The sequence below is a fragment of the Achromobacter sp. genome, assembly GCF_036567245.1.
In the GTDB taxonomy this organism is placed as follows: Bacteria; Pseudomonadota; Gammaproteobacteria; order Burkholderiales; family Burkholderiaceae_B; genus Achromobacter.
Genome location: NZ_DATCUY010000054.1, coordinates 1 through 2,361, shown reverse-complemented (window position 1 = coordinate 2,361; position 2,361 = coordinate 1). Strand labels below are relative to the sequence as shown.

Annotated in this window: 2 protein-coding genes; one reads left to right on the top strand and one right to left on the bottom strand. The window is 68.0% G+C overall.

All coding sequences use genetic code 11. The annotated features are described in order from the left end of the window. A partial coding sequence (locus VIR09_RS02000; protein ID WP_332011323.1) for a WG repeat-containing protein occupies window positions 1–1,228 on the bottom strand: 1,228 nt, incomplete at its 3' end. Window positions 1,229–1,552: 324 nt separating this feature from the next. Between VIR09_RS02000 and VIR09_RS01995 the strand changes: the two genes are divergently transcribed. Further along, window positions 1,553–2,361, top strand: an 809-nt coding sequence (locus VIR09_RS01995; RefSeq protein ID WP_332011321.1) for an MFS transporter, incomplete at its 3' end; no start/stop codon positions are given.

The following is a 2,361-nucleotide window of genomic DNA, read 5'->3' as shown; positions in this document are numbered from 1 at the left end:
CGGCCGAGGCCTCCACCGCCTCTCCGGGGCCATCGTCGTCAGAGACTGCGGCAGTACCGGCCGCTGCGGCATCGCCCGTCATTGCCGCGGCATCCGCCGCAGCATCAGCAGCCACAGCCGCAGCGTCGGCCGCCATATCCGCGGCGCGCGGCGCCAGCGAAGCCGTCACCCAGGCCTGTCCGTTGCTGATCTGCACCCGGCCGTGGCGCGCGTCTATCTTGCGGAACTTTCCGGCGGGATCGATCAGCAGCACCGCCTCGTCATCGATCATGACGCGCCAGCCATCGCGTTCATCCAGGCCGATGTAATTGCCCTTGAAGGCGTGCTGGACGCCGAGCTTGCTGTTCAGCAGCAGTGCCTTGCCCGCGCCTTTCTGCTTGACCAGCCACAGCCCGGGGCCCGCCAACTGCACATGCTCATAGCGCTGCGCATGGATGCTTTTGCCGTGCACATCCACGAATTCCCAGCCTTCCTCGCGGTTCACTGCCAGCACATCGCCATCGCGCAGCGCAGGCTCGCGGGCGCGCAGCACGTCCGGCGCGATCGCCCAGCGTGCCTGTTCGTCCAGGAGCCCCCACCAGCCGCCGTAGCGCGAATCGCGCAACTGGGCGGGCAGGTAGCCGCCGCTCGGTGCGGCCAGCGCCATCACGCCGGCGGGCAGCGTCGCCGCCTTGCCGGTCGCAGTGTTGAACAGGCGCGGCGGCATGGGCATTTCCATCGATGCCAGCTTCTGCCCCCGTTGGAAGCCCCAGGAACGCGTACCCAGCTCGAAGGTCTTGACGACCTTGCCCTGGCGGTCGATCAGCACGTCGTGCCCTTGCTCTTCGGCCAGCGCGGTGCCTTCGGCATTGAAACCCGTCGCTTCGGCAAAGCGCGGCTTGATGGCCCATTGCCCCTGCTTGTCGATGTAGCCCCAGAGCCCGTCCTGGCTGGCGGCAGCCAGGCCGTTCTGGAAGGACTTGGCCTCCCGGAAGGCCGGCGCGATGGCCATGCGGCCTTGCTTGTCGAGGTAGCCCCAGCGTCCGGCGTCATCGTCGGCCGATCCGGCCAGCACGGCGGCCAGGCCTTCGTGGAAGGCCAATTGGCATTCCAGGTCGGCGCCGTTGTATTCGTTGTAGCCAGGGCCGCACCGGTCCATCCAACTGGCCAGCGCCACGCCGGGGACGGCGGGCAGGGCGGCCAGCGCCAGGGCCAGCGCCAGGGGTTTGAGGGCGAGCGGGGTCTTCATCGTGCAACGGCGCGGATTGCAACCGCGCAAGCGTAAAGGCCGGGCTGGGCGTGCCACATGGTCGTATGCCTGCCAAGAAAGATGGGAAGGCAGCACTGTAACCAGCGTCAGCAGGCAAATACGTGGCAAATGTAACTGTCGAAAACAAACCGTTAATAACGCCGATGCCCGGACTCACGCAGCGCCGATTCCGGTCCCGCGCTGACATTCCCGCAAAGCATGCAGCGGACAAAAAATAATCGGTTGATGCGTGCACGCGCCGGCCCTGTAATGGATGCCGGTGCCCGCCTGTCTGGGGGCGACGATCCATTGCCGAGGTCCGCCATGCCTGTCCTGCGCAAGTCTTCCCTGGATGCCTCCCAACTATTGCTGCTGGTCCTGGCCGGCGGCGTCATCATGGGCCTGGCGCTGGGCGTGCGCCACGTGCAGGGGCTGTTCCTGCTGCCGGTCACGATGGACCGGGGCTGGAGCCGCGAGACCTTCGCCATGGCGCTGGCGGTGCAGAACCTGACCTGGGGCGTGGTCCAGCCCTTTACCGGAATGATTGCCGACCGCTACGGCTCGGCCAAGGTGATCGCGGGCGGACTGGTGTTCTATGCGCTGGGGCTGGCCGGCATGGCGCATGCCGCCACGCCGGCGGGGTTCCTGTGGACGGCGGGCGTGTGCATAGGCATCGCATTGTCCGGCACGGCATTCGCCGCGATCTACGGCGCGCTCAGCCGGCTGGTGGCGCCCGAGCGTCGCAGCTGGGCGCTGGGCGTGGCGGGCGCGGTGGGCGGACTGGGCCAGTTCACCATGGTGCCGGCCGCGCAATGGCTGATCGGCGGCTGGGGCTGGGTCGCAGCCCTGCTGTCGTTCGCGCTGGTGCTGATCATGCTGCTGCCCCTGGCGTTGCCCCTGAGAGAGTCCGCCGGCCGGGAGCAGGGCGGGTCCGCCGGAGAGACTGGGTTGTCCATGTCCGCCGCCATCCGCGAAGCCTTCGCCCAACCCGGTTTCTGGCTGCTGAACCTGGGCTTCCTGGCCTGCGGCTTCCAACTGGCCTTCATCGGCACGCACTTGCCGGCGTACCTGATGGACAAGGGTTTGCGCGCGTCCGACGCGGTGGCGGCGCTGGCCATCATCGCGCTGACCAA